Annotated in this window: 16 protein-coding genes and 1 other RNA gene; 8 read left to right on the top strand and 9 right to left on the bottom strand. The window is 71.2% G+C overall.

Annotated elements, in window-relative coordinates; genetic code table 11:
- Positions 1 to 60: 60 nt before the first annotated feature.
- On the bottom strand, positions 61 to 885 hold the full coding sequence (locus tag L0984_RS06990; protein ID WP_234193023.1) for an IclR family transcriptional regulator: 825 nt from the start codon (positions 883 to 885) through the stop codon (positions 61 to 63).
- 77 nt (positions 886 to 962) lie between these two features.
- Here L0984_RS06990 and pyrC point away from each other — a divergent pair, with 77 nt between their 5' ends.
- Genes pyrC through htpX form a run of 4 tightly spaced genes read left to right on the top strand, consistent with a single transcriptional unit; the run spans position 963 to position 4,712 of the window.
- Positions 963 to 1,997 (top strand): dihydroorotase, encoded by a 1,035-nt coding sequence (gene pyrC, locus L0984_RS06985; RefSeq protein WP_234193022.1) that lies wholly within the window; start codon positions 963 to 965, stop codon positions 1,995 to 1,997.
- Entirely contained in the window at positions 1,994 to 2,995 is a 1,002-nt protein-coding gene (locus tag L0984_RS06980; RefSeq protein ID WP_234193021.1) for an NYN domain-containing protein, read from the top strand. The genes pyrC and L0984_RS06980 overlap by 4 nt, the downstream gene beginning before the upstream one ends.
- Entirely contained in the window at positions 2,992 to 3,834 is an 843-nt protein-coding gene (locus L0984_RS06975; RefSeq protein WP_234193020.1) for a DUF3025 domain-containing protein, read from the top strand. Before L0984_RS06980 ends, L0984_RS06975 begins: the two co-directional genes overlap by 4 nt.
- Positions 3,831 to 4,712: a protease HtpX gene (gene htpX / locus L0984_RS06970; RefSeq protein WP_017761873.1), complete on the top strand. Its 882-nt coding sequence runs from the start codon at positions 3,831 to 3,833 to the stop codon at positions 4,710 to 4,712. The genes L0984_RS06975 and htpX overlap by 4 nt, the downstream gene beginning before the upstream one ends.
- Positions 4,713 to 4,841: 129 nt before the next feature.
- On the opposite strand, the gene L0984_RS06965 is transcribed toward htpX, so the two are convergent.
- The 5 genes from L0984_RS06965 to L0984_RS06945 all read right to left on the bottom strand — a co-directional run bounded on the left by L0984_RS06965 (position 4,842) and on the right by L0984_RS06945 (position 9,417).
- On the bottom strand, positions 4,842 to 5,642 hold the full coding sequence (locus L0984_RS06965; protein ID WP_234193019.1) for a hypothetical protein: 801 nt from the start codon (positions 5,640 to 5,642) through the stop codon (positions 4,842 to 4,844).
- 5 nt (positions 5,643 to 5,647) lie between these two features.
- A complete protein-coding gene (locus L0984_RS06960) occupies positions 5,648 to 5,980 on the bottom strand; it encodes a ParD-like family protein (RefSeq protein ID WP_234193018.1) in 333 nt (110 codons plus the stop codon).
- A 75-nt stretch (positions 5,981 to 6,055) separates the two neighbouring features.
- Positions 6,056 to 7,108 carry a ProQ/FINO family protein gene (locus L0984_RS06955; protein WP_234193017.1) on the bottom strand — a complete coding sequence of 351 codons (1,053 nt, stop codon included), beginning with the start codon at positions 7,106 to 7,108 and terminating at the stop codon, positions 6,056 to 6,058.
- 54 nt (positions 7,109 to 7,162) lie between these two features.
- On the bottom strand, positions 7,163 to 7,717 hold the full coding sequence (locus L0984_RS06950; RefSeq protein ID WP_370645907.1) for a VUT family protein: 555 nt from the start codon (positions 7,715 to 7,717) through the stop codon (positions 7,163 to 7,165).
- Complete coding sequence (locus L0984_RS06945; RefSeq protein WP_234193016.1) at positions 7,714 to 9,417, bottom strand: NAD(P)/FAD-dependent oxidoreductase; 1,704 nt, start codon at positions 9,415 to 9,417, stop codon at positions 7,714 to 7,716. Before L0984_RS06945 ends, L0984_RS06950 begins: the two co-directional genes overlap by 4 nt.
- A 262-nt stretch (positions 9,418 to 9,679) precedes the next feature.
- Here L0984_RS06945 and L0984_RS06940 point away from each other — a divergent pair, with 262 nt between their 5' ends.
- From L0984_RS06940 to L0984_RS06930, 3 genes are all read left to right on the top strand, one after another.
- Entirely contained in the window at positions 9,680 to 10,573 is an 894-nt protein-coding gene (locus L0984_RS06940; RefSeq protein WP_234193708.1) for a LysR family transcriptional regulator, read from the top strand.
- Between the two features lie 117 nt (positions 10,574 to 10,690).
- A complete protein-coding gene (locus L0984_RS06935) occupies positions 10,691 to 11,671 on the top strand; it encodes a Bug family tripartite tricarboxylate transporter substrate binding protein (protein ID WP_234193015.1) in 981 nt (326 codons plus the stop codon).
- A complete protein-coding gene (locus L0984_RS06930) occupies positions 11,668 to 12,639 on the top strand; it encodes a succinylglutamate desuccinylase/aspartoacylase domain-containing protein (protein ID WP_234193014.1) in 972 nt (323 codons plus the stop codon). The genes L0984_RS06935 and L0984_RS06930 overlap by 4 nt, the downstream gene beginning before the upstream one ends.
- Before the next feature lie 57 nt (positions 12,640 to 12,696).
- Here the strand turns inward: L0984_RS06930 and cysK are convergent, their stop codons facing one another.
- Positions 12,697 to 13,617: a cysteine synthase A gene (gene cysK, locus L0984_RS06925; RefSeq protein WP_234193013.1), complete on the bottom strand. Its 921-nt coding sequence runs from the start codon at positions 13,615 to 13,617 to the stop codon at positions 12,697 to 12,699.
- A 124-nt stretch (positions 13,618 to 13,741) separates the two neighbouring features.
- Here cysK and rnpB point away from each other — a divergent pair.
- Positions 13,742 to 14,060: RNase P RNA component class A (gene rnpB / locus L0984_RS06920), an RNA gene on the top strand.
- Between the two features lie 62 nt (positions 14,061 to 14,122).
- On the opposite strand, the gene L0984_RS06915 is transcribed toward rnpB, so the two are convergent.
- Both L0984_RS06915 and L0984_RS06910 read right to left on the bottom strand, forming a co-directional pair.
- Positions 14,123 to 14,917: a S4 domain-containing protein gene (locus tag L0984_RS06915; RefSeq protein WP_234193012.1), complete on the bottom strand. Its 795-nt coding sequence runs from the start codon at positions 14,915 to 14,917 to the stop codon at positions 14,123 to 14,125.
- Entirely contained in the window at positions 14,914 to 16,614 is a 1,701-nt protein-coding gene (locus L0984_RS06910; protein ID WP_234193011.1) for an MBL fold metallo-hydrolase, read from the bottom strand. Before L0984_RS06910 ends, L0984_RS06915 begins: the two co-directional genes overlap by 4 nt.
- Positions 16,615 to 16,716: the final 102 nt, after the last annotated feature.

Raw genomic sequence — 16,716 nt, 5'->3', positions numbered from 1 at the left:
TCGCCCCCACCCGTTCGGGCTGAGCCTGTCGAAGCCCTGGCGCGGCTCGCCCTCAGCCCCTCAATGCGGCAGCGCGCTCGCAATGGCGCGCGCGCACTCGATCACCATCGGCGCCAGCTTCTTCTGCGCCGCCTCCAGCGTCCAGCGGCTGGTGGGCGGTGAGACGTGTACGGCGCCATGCGGCCGGCCGCGCCGGTCCACGATGGGTGCGGCGATGCCCATGTCGCCGAGGAACAGTTCCTCGTCGTTGGTCGCATAGCCCAGCTTGCGGCAGGCCGCGATGCGCGCCTGGATGGCGGCGATGCCGGTCAGCGTGGCGGGCGTGCGTGCCACGCGCGTGGAGCCCTGCAGCAGCGCGCGCACCTGATCGTCGGGCAGGCAGCTCATCCAGGCGCGGCCGCTGCTGGTGCAGTACATGGGAATGCGCATGCCCACCGGCGTCAGCACCGGGATGAACTGCGTGGTCATGCGCTGCGCCACATAGAGCATGTCGAAGTCCAGCGGTTCGGTGAGGCTGGCCGTCTCGCCGCTGGCGCTGGCCAATTGCGCGAGGTAAGGGTTGGCCGCCTGCACCAGTGGATGGCTGGCCACGTAGTTGAAGCCGATGTCCATGCTGCGCGCCAGCAGGCGGAAGCGCCGCGTCTGGCCGTCCTTGCCCACGTAGCCCAGCACCTGCAGCGTGTGCACCGTGCGCTGGGCCGAGGCGCGGGTCATGCCGGTGCGCTCGGCAATCTCGGCCAGCGTCATGGTGCGGTGCGCGGCGTCGAAGCTGCGCAGCACCGCCAGGCCCTTCTCCAGCGACTGGTTGTAGAGCGGGTCGGCCGCATCGGCAGCCGGTGCGGCAGCGGCGGGGACGGTGCGGGGGCGTCGGGCGGGCGGGGCCATCGGGGCGAGGCGGAAAGGAACCATCGATTCTGCGCGAGGCAAGGCCCGTGCCGGGCCCGATGGGACAATCCCGCGCCATGACCGACACCCTCACGATCACCCGACCCGATGACTGGCACCTGCACGTGCGCGACGGCGCCGCCCTGCGCGACGTGGTGCCGCACACCGCGCGCCAGATGGGCCGCGCGCTGATCATGCCCAACCTGCGCCCGCCGGTGACCACCGCCGAGCAGGCTCTGGCCTACCGCGACCGCATCCTGGCCGCCGTGCCCGAAGGCGAGCAGTTCGAGCCGGTGATGTCGCTCTACCTCACCGACAAGCTGCCGCCCGAAGAGATCGCCCGCGCCGCCGCCGCGGGCGTGCGGGCCCTCAAGCTCTACCCGGCCGGCGCCACCACCAACAGCGATGCCGGCGTCACCGACATCCGCAAGACCTACGCCACGCTCGAGGCCATGCAGAAGCACGGCCTGCTGCTGCTGGTGCACGGGGAGGTGACCGACCCGGCCATCGACCTGTTCGACCGCGAGGCCGTCTTCATCGACCGCGTGCTGCGCCCGCTGCGCGCCGACTTCCCCGAGCTGCGCATCGTGTTCGAGCACCTGACCACGCGCGAGGGCGCGCACTATGTGCGCGACGAGGGTGGCGACCACACGGCCGCCACCATCACGGCGCACCACCTGCTCTACAACCGCAACGCCATCTTCACCGGCGGCATCCGGCCGCACTACTACTGCCTGCCGGTGCTCAAGCGCGAGGAGCACCGCCAGGCGCTGGTGCAGGCCGCCACCAGCGGCAGTCCGCGCTTCTTCCTGGGCACCGACAGCGCACCGCATCCGGCGCACCTGAAGGAGCACGCCACCGGCTGCGCCGGCTGCTACACGGCCCTGTCGGCCATCGAGCTGTACGCCGAGGCCTTCGACCAGGCCGGGGCGCTCGACAAGCTGGAAGGCTTCGCCAGCTTCCACGGCCCCGACTTCTACGGCATGCCGCGCAACACCGACACCATCACCCTGCGCCGCGAAGCCTGGACGCTGCCCGAGACGGTGCCCTTCGGCGAGGCCACGCTCAAGCCGCTGCGCGGTGGCGAGACGGTCGGCTGGAGGCTGGCATGAGCACGGCGCCGCTGTCCGGCGGCAAGGTGATGCTGCTGGTCGACGCCGACAACGTGTCGGCCGACGTGATGGAGCAGGCGGTGCGTGGCGTGCTGGCCGAGCATGGGCACCTGCATGTCCGGCGTGCCTACTGCACGCCCGAGGTGGCGCTGCGGCAACAGGGCCTGTTCAAGCGCCTGGGCATGCGGCCCATTGTCAACCTGGCGGCGGGTAAGAACAGCACCGACATCGCGCTGGCGGTGGATGCGCTGGATCTCGCCATCGCCGAGCGGCCGCAGGTGGTGTACCTGGTGTCCTCCGACTCCGACTTCGCCCCGCTGGTGCTGCGCCTGCGCGAGAAGGGCTGCCGTGTCTGCGGCATCGGCCAGCGAGGCAAGACGGGCGACGAGACGCGGGCCGCCTACGACCATTTCATCGACCTGGTCCACAAGGGGGGCGAGGCGGTCGCGGTGGCCGCACCCGGCCCGGCGGCGACGCTGGCGCGTCCGCCTGCCGCACGCAAGGTGGCGGCGAAGAAGGCGCCCGCGGCCAGGAAGACGTCGCGCCGCGCCGCTGCCGTGCCTGCGGCCGAGCCAGCGCCCGCACCGGCGCCGGCAATGCAGCCGTTACCGGCACCGGCACTGGCCCCTGCGCCAGCGGCGGCGCCCGCCAGGAAGAAGGCGAGTGCGTCCCCTGCCGCCAGGAAGACGCGCAGCGCCGGCACCCGCGGCGAGCGCGTGATCGAAGCGGCGCCACCGGCCGAGGCGCCGGCCGTCGCACGCAAGACGGCTTCGGGCCGCCAGGACGCCTTGGTGGATGCCGACGCCATCCTCGGTGCCGTGCCCGCCCTGCGCGGCGGCGCCGAAGTGGCCCTCAACGACGTGGCCCAGGCCCTGCGCGCTGCGCGGGTGCTGGGCAAGAACGCCAGTTCGATCAAGCTCTTCGACAAGCTGCCGGCGGACTTCCAGGTGCTGCATCAGCCCGACCGCATCCGCTGGAAGGGCGCGGCCGGCCGTTGAGCCCGCTGCCGGCCATCGACTGGGCCCACCCCGGGCTGGCCTTCTGGCGCCGCTGGGGCGAGCCGGCGCATGCCGGCGCCATGCGGGCGGTGCACGAGGGGCTGCAGGCGGTGTCGGCCCCGCCGCAGCCCACCTTCGTGCCGCAGTCGGCGCTGCCGCCGGACGAGCCCTACGAAGCCTTCATCCACCGCACCGGCCGCGTGCCGACGCGCGACAACCTGCACGACTTCTTCAACGGCCTGGTCTGGCTGGCCTTTCCGCAGGCCAAGCGCCAACTGAACCGGCTGCAGGCGGCGGAGATCGCGACGCGCGGCATCGGTCCGGTGCGCGGCCGGCTGCGCGATGCCATCACGCTGTTCGACGAGCACGGCGCGGTGCTGCAGGCACCGCCCGCCCTTTGGGCCGCCCTGCAGGCGCGCGACTGGCGCCGGGCCTTTGTCGATCTGCGGCCCCTGTGGGCTGAAGCGCGCCTCACGGTCTTCGGCCATGCGCTGATGGAGAAGCTGATCGCCGGCCAGAAGTCCGCCACGGCGCATCTGCTGCTGGGCCCGGACCCGCACGATCCCTCGCTGCCGGCCGACGACGGGCGCCTGTCCGATGCGCTGGCCGCCGACTGGCTCGTGCGCAAGCCCTTCACCCCGCTGCCCGTGGCCGGCGTCCCCGGCTGGCACCCGGGGAACACGAACTTTTGCTTTTATGATGACTCGGAGGTCTTCCGACCTCGCCGCGCTGCAGACCCAGAACAACTTACAACGGTGCGGCATGCCGTGATGCTTGAAGCGGGCCGGGGGGCCCCCAACTTCACGGCGTCCCTTCCTCCCACGGAGAAACCGACTTGAAACGCATCTTCCTGTTCGTGCTCACGAACGTCCTGGTGGTCGCCGTCCTCGGCGTTGTCGCCAGTCTGCTCGGCGTCAACCGCTACCTGACGTCCAACGGCCTCAACCTCGGCGCGCTGCTCGGCTTCGCGCTCATCATGGGCTTCGGCGGCGCGATCATCTCGCTGCTGATCTCCAAGCCCATGGCCAAGATGAGCGCCGGCGTGCGCATCATCAACGAGCCCCAATCGCCCGACGAGGCCTGGATCGTCGCCACCGTGCGCAAGTTCGCCGACCAGGCCGGCATCGGCATGCCCGAGGTCGGCATCTTCGAAGGCGAGCCCAATGCCTTCGCCACCGGAGCCTTCAAGAACTCGTCGCTGGTGGCCGTCTCCACTGGCCTGCTGCAGAACATGACGCGCGACGAGGTCGAGGCCGTCATCGGCCACGAGGTGGCGCACGTGGCCAACGGCGACATGGTGACGATGACGCTGATCCAGGGCGTGATGAACACCTTCGTCGTGTTCCTGTCGCGCGTGATCGGCTACTTCGTCGACAGCTTCCTGCGCCGCGGCGACGACCGCGAGAACAGCGGCCCCGGCATCGGCTACATGGTCACGACCATCGTGCTGGACATCGTGCTGGGCTTCGCCGCCGCCATGGTGGTGGCCTGGTTCTCGCGCCAGCGCGAGTTCCGCGCCGACGCTGGCGCCGCCAAGCTGATGGGCCGCAAGCAGCCCATGATCAACGCCCTGGCCCGCCTGGGCGGCCTGCCCGCCGGCGAACTGCCCAAGGCCGTCGAGGCCATGGGCATCACCGGCAGCATCGGCAAGCTGTTCGCCACGCACCCGCCCATCGAAGAGCGCATCGCTGCGCTGCAGGCTGCGCAGCAGGGCTGATGCAGCGGGGGCCGGGGCGCGAGCGCCCCTGGGCCGCTGACCAAGAGAAAGGCGCCTCCATCGAGGCGCCTTTTTCGTGGGCGGGCGTCGTTCAGTGGCGGCGCCCAAGGGTCCGATGGACTGCCGTTTTCAGCGCGGATCGAGCACAGACGCCCGCTTGCTGCGGCGATTGATACGAGCCTCATCAATCGCGTCGAGTTGCTGGCCAACCTGCGGTGCCCGCTGCCTCAGCAAGTTCGTGTCGACGGCATCGAGGAGTTCGATCCGATGCTCCTTGAGGAGCCTGCGCCCCACTTGGCTATGCGCCAACGTGTAGATGTCCTGAAGCCTGCGGCCGATACGGTCCTTCGAAGCCGGGTCGTCGGCAAGCCGTACCAAGGCGGCGGATGCCACCTGGATTGCCCAAAGGGCCTGGGTCAGGACATGTGGCCCCTTCGCCTCGATGAGGCCGACGGCGTTCTGGGCTCTTGATTCGAGGACGTCGAATGGGTCCATTACCCGAATCCGCCGGCCAGCCCGCCACTCGACTTCGACGCTGTTCCGGATGACGCGCTCCGTGAAGATGGTCGACTTCTTCAGACCCTCCACGGTGTACAGCTTGTGCAGCACATCGATATTGCGTTCCTTGCCATTCGGCGCCGGCAACCGGAGTTGGGCGACGATCGCGGTTCGGCTTGTCGAGTGGGGCATTTCGACGCGGGCATGGATGGCATCGGCCAGTTCTTTTGCGCGGGTCACTTTCCCTAGCGCGTCGCCGTCGTTGGAGATGGCCACGCCCCCGTCGGTCTCGATGCCGAAGCGGCTCATCCAGAAGCCGAGCGCCTGGCCGCCGACCAGGATCATGTCTGTCCCCATGTTCGAGAGGAGCAGGTCGACCGAGGCTTCGTCCAGCGGCGCTTCGTCGGTTGGCAGAACGGGTTCGGTCGCCATGGGCGTCAGTAGGGCGAGTCGATCAGCTTGAGGCTCTGAGCCTTGCCACCCGAGAACCAGCTGAGTTGCGCCTGCGTCACCCTGCCGTCGGTTGCGGCCACAATGTCTTGCTGCTGCCGCTGGCGCTTGAAGGCCCAGAGATTGGCATCCCCAGTACCCTGGCCGGACGCTCTCAAGAGCGAGGTGACTTGACCGACGGTGAGTCCGCATGACTCGAGCGAGGCGCCGAGCTTGGCCCAATGCTCTATCTGTTGAGCGGTCGAGCGCGACTGCACCGCGCCCTCGGCGCGCGCGGCCTCGTACAGATTCGCCTCGACGCGGATGGAGTTGGATGGCATGCGTGGTAAGTTACCACGCATTCCGGGTTGCGTGCGGTCTGCGATGTCTTTGATCGGGCGCCCCGCGCCCTGGGTTCAGGCCTCGCTTGCCGCGGGAGCCGCAGCGGCCGCGCCCTTGCCGGGCTGCTTGCCCAGCACCCGCCGCGCTTCGCCCAGGTCCATGCCGTACATGGCGGCGAAGGCCTCGACCGTGGGCTGGCCGCTGGCCTCGAAGGCGCGCTGCAGCGCCTCGCGCCGGGCCAGTCGGCGGCCGTGTTCGGTGAAGGCTTCGTCGATCAGGGCCAGGGCATCCGGCTGCGCCACGCGCACCTGCTGCACATAGTCCATGCGTTCCAGGCCGCTGGCGCCGATGGCGTCGGCCAGGCGGGCCACCAGTTGCGGGCGCAGGTCCTCCTGCGTGCGGCCCTGCCGGCGCTTGAAGAGTTCGACGATGGCATGGTGCACGTGGTCGGGCGCCAGCTCCTCCACCGGCTGGCCGTCCAGGTCGTGGCGCGGGACGCGGTTGGCGATGGCGTCCAGGTAGCGGGTGGAGCGCGCATGCTGGCCCAGCGCCACCTTCAGCTCGTCGCCCGGCAGCACTTCGGCATGGCGGGCCAGCAGGTCCTCGTAGATGCCGCGCTTGAGCGGCAGGAAGCGCGCGCCGAACAGGTGGGGATACAGGCCAGCCAGCGTCTCCAGCAGCGGATGCACCTTGCGGCCGGCGTTGCGCTGAGCCGCGTTCTGGCCCTTGGCCGGGTTCTGGCGCTGGGCCTGCGGCTGGCGCTCGGGCTGGGTGCCGTCGGCGGCGGGTCGGCCCGCACCACCGTTGCCCTGGCCACGGCCGCCGCGGCGGCGCCGTTGGCCACGTTCACCGCGTTCTTCGCCGCGTTCGCTGCGTTCACCGCGCGTGAGGCCGGCTTCCGGGGTCGGGGCCGGCCCCGCAGCTGCTGTGCCGTCCGCGGTCGGCGCGGCGTCGGTGTTGCCGGCAGGGGCATGGCCGGCGGATGCCGATGCAGCGCCGCTGTCCGGCGTGGACGCGCTCGAAGCGGCTGCCGGGGCCGACGCTGCGGCGGTGGGCGTGGCGTCGGCGCTCGAAGGCGCGGCATGCGCGGGCGTGTCGTGGAACGGCGTGTCGTTGTGGTCGCTCATATCGGTCGCAAAGCGCCTGCGCCAGGGCAGGCGTGAAAAAGAGGATGAAAAGACTCAGGCGGAGGCGCGCAGGCCCCCCGCCAGCTGGCGGGCGATCAGCAGCCGGAAGGGCAGCAGCATGCCGGCGCCGACGGCCAGCTTGACCGCCAGATCGCCGACGGCCCAGCTGAGCCACGGATCGGACGTGCCCGCGAAGGCCACGCCCCAGAAGATGGCCGTGTCGAGCACGGCGGCCAGCAGCGTGGCGGCCAGCGGCGCGCGCCACCAGCGTCCGCGCCGCAGGCGGTGGAAGACGCCGATGTCCAGCAGCTGCGAAGCGATGAAGGCCAGCCCCGAGGCCGCGGCGATGCGCGGCGGCGCGAGCAGCGCCGACATGGCCACCGCCACCGCGAAGCCGACCCAGGCCACGCGCCGGGCCAGGGTCGGGCCATGCAGCCGGTTGACCACCTCGCTCACCAGGAAGGCGGCCGGGTAGGTGAAGGCGCCCCAGGTCAGCCAGTCGTTGATCGGGAACTGCACCAGGACGTTGGAGGCCAGCACCACGGCCGCCATGGCGGCGATGGCCGGCGCGAGCGAGCGCCACGGGGTGAAGGCGGTGCGCACATTCATGCCGGCACCCGCTGTGCTTCGGCCTCGGCCGCGACGGCGCGGGCCACGGCCTCGGCCACCTTGATGCCGTCCACGCCGGCCGACAGGATGCCGCCCGCATAGCCCGCGCCTTCGCCGGCCGGATACAGGCCGGCCAGGCCGGGGCACTGCAGCGTCTCGCCGTCGCGGGCGATGCGGATGGGCGAGGACGTGCGCGTCTCCACGCCGGTCAGCACCGCATCGTGCAGGTCGTAGCCGGGCAGCTTGCGCGCGAAGGCCGGGAAGGCCTCGCGCATCGCCTCGATGGCATAGCCGGGCAGGGCGGCATGCAGGTCGCCGGGCAGCACGCCCGGCTTGTAGCTGGGCACCACCTCGCCGAGCGCGGTGGAGGGCCGGCCCGCCACGAAGTCGCCCAGCAGCTGGGCCGGCGCGCAATAGTCTCTGCCGCCGAGCACGAAGGCCTGCGACTCCAGCCGCCGCTGCAGCTCGATGCCGGCCAGCGGATGCGGCTTGCCGCGTGCGGCCTCCTGCAGCTCGGGCGACAGCGGCAAGTGCTGGTAGTCGGTCGGGTAATCGCGCGGCTCGATGCCCACCACGATGCCCGAGTTGGCATTGCGTTCGGCGCGCGAATACTGGCTCATGCCGTTGGTCACCACGCGGCCGGGTTCGCTGGTGGCGGCCACCACCGTGCCACCGGGGCACATGCAGAAGCTGTAGACGGCGCGGCCATTGTTGGCGTGGTGCACCAGCCGGTATTCGGCCGCGCCCAGCGCCGGATGGCCCGCATGCCGGCCCCAGCGGGCGCGGTCGATCAGGCCCTGCGGATGCTCGGCGCGGAAGCCGATGGAAAAAGGCTTGGCCTCGATGGGCGCGCCACGGGTGTGCAGCATGCCGAAGGTGTCGCGGGCGCTGTGGCCCAGGGCGATCACCACATGGTCGGCGCGCAGTTCGTGCACCTGGCCGCTGGCCTGGTCGATGGCGGTGACGCCGCGCACCCGGCCGCCCTCGACCTGCAGGTCGGTCACGCGGTGCTGGAAGCGGATCTCGCCGCCCAGGGCAATGATCTCGGCGCGCATGGTCTCGACCATCTTCACCAGGCGGAAGGTGCCGATGTGCGGATGCGCCTCCCACAGGATGTCCTCGGGCGCCCCGGCCTTGACGAACTCGTTGAGCACCTTGCGGCCCAGGTGGCGCGGGTCCTTGATCTGGCTGTAGAGCTTGCCGTCGGAGAAGGTGCCGGCGCCGCCCTCGCCGAACTGCACGTTCGACTCCGGATGCAGGTTCTTGCGCCGCCACAGGTCCCAGGTGTCCTGCGTGCGCTCGCGCACGGCCTTGCCGCGCTCCAGCACGATGGGCCGGAAGCCCATCTGCGCCAGCAGCAGCGCCGCGAAGATGCCGCAGGGCCCGAAGCCCACCACGATGGGCCGCAGCCGGCCCTCGGGCGCGCGCACTGGCGCCACGTAGCGCATGTCGGGCGCGCGCTGGATGTGGGGGTTCTTGGCGTGGCGCTGAAGCAGCGCGGCTTCGCCGGCCGGATCGGCCAGCGCCACGTCCACGATGTAGACGGTGAGCAGCTCGGCCTTGCGCGCATCGAAGCTGCGCTTGTGCACCGAGTGCGTGGAGATGTCGGCAGGCGCGACGCCCAGCGTGGCGGCGATCAGGGCCGGCAGCGCCTCGGGCGCGGGGTCGAGGGGAAGCTTGAGTTCGGAAAGACGGATCATCGGCGCGGGGCCCGTGGTGATCGGGCAGAGGGCGGTGAAGGGCGCGATTGTCGCCGAGGTGCGAGGGCTGTGTCGTGCAGCCGCTCGAACGGGTCGATGCGCCGGCGACCGTCCCGCCGCGACAGCGGGGGCGCACATCGTACGCAAGGCAGCGCGCGGGGCTCCGCTCGCGACGTTGAGCGGCGTGCGCTCCGGTCGTCGATCAAGGGATGATGGCGGCCCCGTCCACTTCATCGACGCCTGGAGCGGCAAGGAGCAAAGGATGCAGATCAAATGGCTGGAGGATCTGGTCGCGTTGGCGCAGACACGCAGCTTCACGCGTGCGGCCGAGTTGCGGCATGTCACGCACCCGGCCTTCGGACGCCGGATCCGTGAACTGGAGCGGTGGGCGGGCGCACCGCTCGTGGCGCGTGGAGGTTCGCCGGTGACGCTGACGGCGGCCGGGGAGCGGCTTCTGCATCATGCCAGGCAGACGGTGGACGGCCTGGCCGCGGCACAACGCGAGCTGCGCAGCGGCACGAGCCACGGGCAGCCGGTGTTCACGCTGGGAACCGGACGCACGCTGGCGCGCACCATCGCTGCCGACTGGCTGTGGCGGGTGCGGGGGCTGACGGCCGAGGCGATGGTCCATGTGCGCACCGGTTCGATGGCCGATGCGCTGCATCGGTTGGAGCAGGGCGAGATCGACTTCATGCTGAGCTACCACCATCCGCTGATCGCCTTGCGCCTGCGGCCCGCCCAGCACCTCCAGCACACGGTGGCGCACGACCGGCTGGTGGCGGTGTCGCGCGCACAGGCCAGCGGCCAGCCCCTGTTTCGCCTGGACGGCAGTCGACCGGCGCCCTTTCTGGCATATGCCGGCACGCTGGCGCTGGGCCACCTCGTGTCCGACCACTTGGCCAATCATGCGCAGGCACCCCGGCTGAGGCAGATCCTCGAGGCCGACTCGGCCGATGCCTTGCTGGAGTACGTGCGCAAGGGCCTGGGCGTGGCATGGCTGCCCTGGTCGCTCGCGGTGGGGGCCTGCCAGGAGAAGAAGATCGTGCCGCTGGGGGGCAAGGCGATGGAAATCGGGTTCGAGGTGCGCATGGTCCGCGACAAGCGCCGCCTGTCGCCCGTGGCGGAGCGGCTTTGGGAGGCCGTCGTGCCTGTCTGAGCGGCCTGCCTTCGCTGCATCGAGCGCGCAGAAGGCACGAGGTCGTGCCGATCGGGCACGGCCGACGGGCGGGCCGGCAGAAGAATCCGGGTTCTCGGAAACAAGACAGGAGACACCATGCCACCCCTTCGCCGACTTCGGGCGCTCATGCTGCCCGCCCTTCTCGCCGCGCTCCTGCTGCCGGCCGCACGGGCGCAGACGGATCCCTATCCCAGCCGGCCCATCACCCTGGTGGTCGGGTATCCGCCCGGCGGCAGCACGGACCTGACCGGCCGGGCGGTCGCGGACCAGCTGGGCAAGGTGCTCGGCGTCCCCGTCGTCGTCGAGAACCTGGGCGGTGCCGGGGGCACCATCGGTGCGCAGAAGGTCGTCCGGGCCGCGCCCGATGGCTACACGCTGCTGCTGGGCGCGAACAACGAGATCGCGATCGCCCGGCTCGTCTCGCCCGCAGTCAAATACACGCCGCGGGACTTCACGCCGATCGGCCTGGTGGCGTCGCAGCCGATGGTGCTGGTGGCTTCGACCGCCAGCGGCATCCGCAGCGTCGACCAGTTGCTGCAGGCCGTCCGGGCACGCCCCGGCCATTACAGCTATGGCAGCTCGGGCGTCGGCACGGCGCTCCATCTGGCCGGCGAGATGCTCAAGCAGCAGGCCGGGCTGTTCATGACGCACATTCCCTATCGCGGGGTGGGGCCCCTGACCACCGACCTGATCGGCGGTTCGCTCGATCTCGGCGTCTTCGTGCTGTCCAGCGGCCTGCCGCAGATCCGCAGCGGCAAGGTCGTGGCCCTGGGCCTGACGCAGAAAGACCGGTCTGCCGTCGCCCCCGACATTGCCCCGCTGGCCGACCATGCGGCCCTTAAGAACATCGACATCGGCGTCTGGTTCGCGTTGATGGCGCCGCCGCAGCTGCCCGCACCCGTCGCCGCGCGCCTGCGGTCGGCCCTGGCCGAGGCCCTGAAGGCGCCGGAACTGCGCAAGAAGCTGGAGGACAGCGGCTCCTCGATCACGCCGGTGGCCGTGGACATGCCCACCTTCCTGGACGCCGAAACCGCCAAATACCAGCGGATCGTCGACTTCGCGAAGATCCGCGAATGAGCCCCGCTTCAACCCCACTGTCTCCGCCCGACATCGCTGCCTGGCGTGCCGGCAATACCGGCGTCGAGGGCGTCTGGCACTTCGAATCCGGGCTGCCAGGGCCGCGCGTCATGGTCAGTGCCCTGGTGCATGGCAACGAACTGTGCGGCGCCTGGGCCGTGCTGGGTCTGCTCCAGGCGGGCGTGCGACCGGTGCGCGGCGGGCTCACGCTGGCCTGGTGCAACCTGGAGGCCTTCGACCTGTTCGACGCGCACCGGCATGACGCCTCCCGCTTCGTCGACGAGGACATGAACCGCCAGTGGACGGTGGAGCGCCTAGCCGACGGGCGCTCCCGGGAGCGCCGGCGGGCCGCGGCGTTGCGGCCGTTCGTCGAAGCCGCGGACTGGCTGCTCGATCTGCATTCCATGCACGAGCCGGGGCCGGCGCTGGCCCTGGTCGGCCTGCAGCCGCGCAATCTCGCCCTGGTCCGGCAGATGCGTGCCCCGGCGCACGTGGTGGTGGACGCGGGACACCAGGACGGCGTGCGCATGCGCGACTTCGGCCGATTCGGCGCCTCCGATGCGCAGCAGCCCGGCACCCGCTCGCTGCTCGTCGAATGCGGGTTCCATGTCGATCCGGCGAGCCTGAGGGTGGCGCGCGACCAGTGCGTGCGCTTCCTGGACGTGGCCGGCACGCTGCCGCGCGCGGCAGCCGATGGCCTGTTGGCCGGTTGGCGCCAGCCCGATGCCCCGAGGCAGTGGGCCTTGCATGTCACCGGTGCGGTGGTGGCCCGCAGCGAGCGCTTTCGCTTCTCCGAGGACTTTGCCGGCCTGCCGCTGGTTCCGCGCACCGGCACGGTGATCGGGGACAACGACGGCGAACCGGTGACCACGCCCTACGACGACTGCGTGCTGGTCATGCCTTCCACCCGGCAGGCGCGGGCCGGCGTGACCGTGGTGCGTTTCGCCCGTCGCGAACCGCTGGACTGACGCCTGCGGAGGCTGGGGGCCGCGCAGCGCACCCAGCGGCGCTGCGCACGCACCTGCTCAGGCCGGCAGGAAGCCTTCCACCGACAGGTAGCGCTCGCCGGTGTCGTAGTTGAAGCCCAGCACCACCGCGTCGGCCGGCAACTCGGGCAGCTTCTGGGCGATGGCCGCCAGCGTGGCGCCGGAGGAGATGCCGACCAGCATGCCTTCCTCGCGGGCGCAGCGGCGGGCCATCTCGCGCGCCGGCTCGGCGTCGACCTGGATGATGCCGTCGAGCAGGTCGGTCTTCATGATCTGCGGCACGAAGCCGGCGCCGATGCCCTGGATCGGGTGCGGTGCCGGGCTGCCGCCGGACAGCACCGGCGAGGCCACCGGCTCGACGGCGAAGACCTTGAGCTTGGGCCACTTCTTCTTGAGCACCTGCGCGCAGCCGGTGATGTGGCCGCCGGTGCCCACGCCGGTGATGATCGCGTCGATGCCGTCGGGGAAGTCGGCCGCGATCTCCTCGGCCGTGGTGCGCACGTGCACGTCGACGTTGGCCGGGTTGTTGAACTGCTGCGGCATCCAGGCGCCGGGCGTGCTGGCCACCAGTTCCTCGGCGCGGGCGATGGCGCCCTTCATGCCCTTTTCCTTGGGCGTCAGGTCGAAGCTGGCGCCGTAGGCCAGCATCAGGCGGCGGCGCTCGATGGACATGCTCTCGGGCATCACCAGCACCAGCTTGTAGCCCTTGACGGCCGCCACCATGGCCAGGCCGACGCCGGTGTTGCCGGAGGTGGGCTCGATGATGGTGGCGCCGGGCTTGAGGGCGCCGGACTTCTCGGCGTCTTCGATCATGGCCAGGGCGATGCGGTCCTTGATGGAGCCGCCCGGATTGCCGCGCTCGGACTTGATCCACACCTGCTGCGTGGCATTGCCGAAGAGCTTGTTGATGCGCACGTGCGGCGTGCGGCCGATGGTGTCGAGGATGCTGCTGGCTTTCATGGCGTCGTCATCTCCTTGGAAGGTTCGGGCGGACAGGAATGGAACCGGCCATTGTGGCGAGATTCGGCCGCGCGCCTGTGTCGGCGGCTTTCCCGCGGCGGCGATCACGGATAATCGCGCCCGTGAAGCACGCCAGACCGCCGCTGGTGCAATCGCCGAAAGGCGGCACTGGAGGAACGTCCGGACTGCACAGGGCAGCGCAGGAGCTAACGGCTCCCCATCGCGAGGTGAGGATCAGAGCAACAGAGACGAGCCGATTCAGTTCGGGTGAAACGGGCAATCTCTGCGCGCAGCAATACCAAGTAGGTGAACGTCGAGGCGGCCCGCTGAGTTCACGGGTAGGTAGCATCGAGCCGTCCGGGTGACCGGCGGCCCAGACAGATGGCGGTCACACCGCGGGCAACCGCGGTGCACAGAATCCGGCGTATCGGCGCGCTTCACAACTTACACCCCCACGAAACGCCAGCTTGCTGGCGTTTCGTCTTTGTGGCGGCCGTGGGGCGCGCTAGAAGCGCTCGCTGGCCCGCAGCAGCCGCCACTGTCCCGGTGCCAGTCCTGCCAGCGGCACGCGGCCGATGCGCAGCCGGCGCAGGCCGACCAGCCGCAGCCCCGCGCGGTCGCACAACTCGGCGACGCGGTGGGCATCGGCACCGGCGATCACCAGCCGCAGTCCTGTGGTGCCGCCACCCTGGCGCGCAAGGCTGGCGGCGGCGGGGCGCAGCGCCGCCAGTTGCGCTGGCTGCGGCTCGCCCTGCACCTCGGCCAGGAACTCGTGCTCCACCAACCCCGCCTCGTCCACCAGCCGGCGCCAGACGCCGCGCACCTGCGTGTGGACGACCAGGCCGCTGGCCGCATCGCCCAGCGCGGCGGCGCAGTGCTGCTGCATGAAGAGGCCCGGCGCCGTGGGCGCCTGCGGATGGGCATCGACGCGTTGGTCGACGGCCCAGTCCTGGGCATCGGCCGGCACGCCCGCGGGCTTGTGCCACAGCAAAGTGGCGGGAGGCAGGGCACGCGGCTGCGCGCGCTCGTCGACCTCCACCTGCTGGCCCGGCGTGACGCGCTGCTGCGGCGCCACGGCCGGCTGGCCATCCACGCGCACGGCGCCCTGGGCGATCAGCATTTCGGCATCGCGCCGCGAGCAGCCGCGCAGGGCCGCCACGCGCTTGGCCAGGCGCTCGCCGTCTTCGGGGGCCGGGGGGGCGGAAGCGGCCGCGCTGCGGGCTGCGTCCCTGCGTGGCGGCGCATCGTCCGGCCGGCGCGCGGCGCGCACGCGCGGTGGGCGATCGGGCGGGTTGTTCATTCGGGTGCGAAGCTGGAGGGCTGCGGCGCCGGCTCGGAGGCGCGCACCAGGATGCGCTCGATGTGCGCCTCCAGCGAGCGCGCGGCCACCGGCCACAGGTGGCGCGGCGTGTCGGCGTAGGCCATCTCCAGCCAGTCCTGCGGCGTGCCGCTGGGCTTCTTGCGCATGGCGGCGGCGATCTTCGCCTCGCGCTGCAGCCGGTGGGCCTTGAGCCGGGCGATGGCGGTGCGGGCCGCGCCCAGCACGTAGCCGTGGGCCGGCAGGATGTGCTCGACGTGGAAGGCCGCGCAGGCTTCGTCCAGCCGGTCCAGCGACTCGAGGTAGTCGCTCATGTTGCCGTCCGGCGGATCGATGACGGTGGTGCTGCCGTTGAGGATGTGGTCGCCCGAGAAGAGCAGGCCGTCCTCCTCCAGCACCACGCAGAGGTGGTTGGCCGCATGCCCGGGCGTGTGCAGGACGCGCAGCGTGTGTGCAATGCGCTGGCCGCTGCCGTCGTCGGCCGGGCCGCCTTCGAGCTTGAGGCTCTCGCCGTCCGCCAGGGCGCGGTCGGGCGTGAAGCGCGCGGTGGGCCGGGCGGTGGGCGCCGAGGGCAGGCCCAGGATGGGCGGGCGCTTCTCGCACAGCGCCTGCAGCGGCAGCGCGCCAGGCGAATGGTCCGCGTGCGAGTGAGTGCAGACGATGGCGCGGATGTCGCCCTGGGTGGCGCGCCAGAGCCGGCCGATGTGGTCGAAGTCGTTCGGGCCCGGGTCGATCACGATGTAGCCGCTGTCCCGGTTGCCCACGAGGTAGCTGTTGGTGCCGGGGCCGGTCATCACGCTGCCGTTGGGCGCTGTGAGGCGCTGCACGTTGTGCAGCAGCGGCACGGGGGCCTCGTGCTGCCAGTCGAGCGCATGGCCGATCTGGCCGTCGGGGCAGACCAGGGCCAACTCGCCGTACGGCGACTCGTGCTCCATGTAGCGCGCTTCCTCGCCCTTGAGCAGGCCGGCGCGCGGGCAGCTGCTCCACAGCGGACGCTCGCCAGCGCAGGCTTCGAGCACCGCATGCACGTTGGGAAAGGTGGCCAGCCGCTGCAGCGTGCGGATGGTGGGAAAGATGATGTCGAAGCGGCCGGCGGCATGGCGCTCCAGCGCGTCGGCCGGGCGAACCCAGCTGGGCTCGAATTGCTCGGACTCGTCGGCCTGCGGCGTCTGGCCGGGCGGCATGCGGGCCACCAGGAAGAGCACGTCGAAGCGCTTGGGCAGGTCGCGGTCGGTGATCCAGTGCGCGAAGGCGAACACGCGGTCGGTGGCCAGCCGCAGGCCGCGCTGCGCGCACTGCTGCGCGAAGGGCACCGCCGGCGGCGTGCTGCGGTCCATAGCGGCGACCTCGGCGGCGCTCACGGGGCGGCCATCGGCATGCTCGGCCAGCAGCACGCCCAGTTCCTCGAAGGCCTCGCGCACCGCGGCGATGGCGTGGGTGAGTTGCACCCGGGGCTGGGTGCGGCGGCGCAGGGCGATGCGGCGGGTGTCGGTGTCCTCCTCGTCCACGCGACCGCCGGGGAAGACGTAGGCGCCAGGGGCGAAGCTGGCCGTGGCGGAGCGCCGGGTCATCAGCACCTCCATGCCCAGCTCGGTGTCGCGCAACAGCAGCACGGTGGCGGCCGCCCGTGCAGGGGCCGGTTCGCGTGGGGGATGGAGTTGCTGGGAGAGCCGGGGCATCGCCGCATTATCAGCAGCGCGGTCGATGCGCGCATGCCCGTCGTCGCGGCCTTGTCGGCGCGATGGCATGATGGCCGCTTTGCCCCGAAGCCGGGCGGCGCG

Origin of the sequence: Pseudacidovorax sp. NFM-22 (assembly GCF_021401245.1) — a bacterium.
Classification (GTDB): Bacteria; Pseudomonadota; Gammaproteobacteria; order Burkholderiales; family Burkholderiaceae_C; genus Xenophilus.
Note: the sequence above shows the minus strand (reverse complement) of the source record. Positions and strands in the feature narration are given on the sequence as shown.